Source organism: Roseovarius salis (assembly GCF_044472985.1).
In the GTDB taxonomy this organism is placed as follows: Bacteria; Pseudomonadota; Alphaproteobacteria; order Rhodobacterales; family Rhodobacteraceae; genus Roseovarius; species Roseovarius salis.
In genome coordinates, this window is sequence record NZ_JBISDG010000101.1 from 1 (window position 1) to 822 (window position 822).

An 822-nucleotide genomic window follows, 5' to 3' on the forward strand; every position below is an offset into this window, starting at 1 on the left:
CGCCAGAGACCGAGCTGCGTCAGCGGCTGCACGATCTGGCCAATGAACGTCGCAGGTTCGGCTATCGGCGCCTGTTCGTGCTCTTGCGCCGCGAGGGTGAGCCTTCGGGCATCAATCGCATCTACCGGCTCTACCGCGAGGAAGGGCTGGCGGTGCGCAAGAGACGAGCCAGGCGCAAGGCCATAGGCACGCGTGCCCCGATCCTGGTCGAGGCGCGGCCCAATGCCCGCTGGTCGCTGGATTTCGTCCACGACCAGCTCGCCTGTGGGCGACGGTTTCGCATCCTGAACGTGGTCGATGATGTGACCCGGGAGTGCCTCGCGGCAATCCCGGATACCTCGATCTCTGGGCGGCGCGTTGCCCGAGAGCTGGCTCAGGTGATCGAGCGACGGGGAAAGCCTGGCATGATTGTCAGTGACAATGGGACCGAACTGACCAGTAACGCGATCTTAACCTTTGCCGCCGAGCGCGACATCGAGTGGCACTACATCGCTCCCGGCAAGCCCATGCAGAACGGCTTCGTGGAGAGCTTCAACGGCCGGATGCGCGATGAGCTTCTGAACGAGACGATGTTTCGTAACATGACCCACGCCAGAACGGTGATCCGCTCATGGGCCACCGACTACAACGAGGAGAGACCCCATTCTGCCCTCGGCTACCAGACGCCCAAGGCGTTCGCCGAGGAGCTGCTCACCGCAACCAACAGCCGCGCTGCGCCACCTCAAAGCTCCGCGCATCTCTCGGTTGCTCCACCTGCGCTTGTCGGCGTATGAACCCAAAGGACTCCGGTTCCGGCTGGATGAAAGTTCAGTGGCAGGTCAA

At 63.0% G+C, this 822-nt stretch carries 1 protein-coding gene; it reads left to right on the forward strand.

Going from position 1 to position 822, the window contains the following annotated elements:
• Positions 1-773, forward strand: a 773-nt coding sequence (locus tag ACH13J_RS18360) for an IS3 family transposase (protein WP_397544788.1), incomplete at its 5' end; no start/stop codon positions are given.
• Positions 774-822: the final 49 nt, after the last annotated feature.